Origin of the sequence: Burkholderia sp. L27(2015) (assembly GCF_009765705.1) — a bacterium.
Lineage (GTDB): Bacteria > Pseudomonadota > Gammaproteobacteria > Burkholderiales > Burkholderiaceae > LMUX01.
In genome coordinates, this window is record NZ_LMUX01000025.1 from 1 (window position 1) to 496 (window position 496).

The 496-nt window shown below is 61.9% G+C and carries 1 protein-coding gene; it reads left to right on the forward strand.

Annotated features, from left to right (window positions below; translation table 11 throughout):
- On the forward strand, positions 1-496 hold a 496-nt coding region (locus GSQ77_RS27590), incomplete at both ends, for a hypothetical protein (protein WP_158907105.1).

Here is a 496-nt window from a genome sequence, read left to right on the forward strand (position 1 = left end):
ACCAGCCAGCTCACTGCTGGCGGCATGTTGAATATCGACAACCTGAAAGCCGGGAACGATGTCACCACGCAGTCGGCAGGCGATACCCATCTCGGCGACGTCGTACTGAGCAGCGGTTCCTACAAAGGAAACGCGGACGGCGAATTCGACGTGGACCAGCTGCTGAACGTACAGAACGGCGGTGCAAATCTGTCCTCCGGCACGGACATGAATTTGCTGAGCGTGACCACGTCCGGAGATCTGACGGCACAGGCAGGTGGCAATCTCAACGCGACGACGCTCAACGCTGGTGGCGCGGCAACGCTGACCGCGACGCAGGGCGATCTCGACGTGACCGGCTCGCTGAACACGGCGTTGAATGCCACGCTGGCATCGGGTGGCAACACGACCATCAACGCTCTGACCGTGGGTGGGGCATTGTTGTCCAACAGCGGCGGCGACACGCATATTGTGCAAGGCACGGTCGCCGGTACCAGCCAGCTCACTGCTGGCGGCA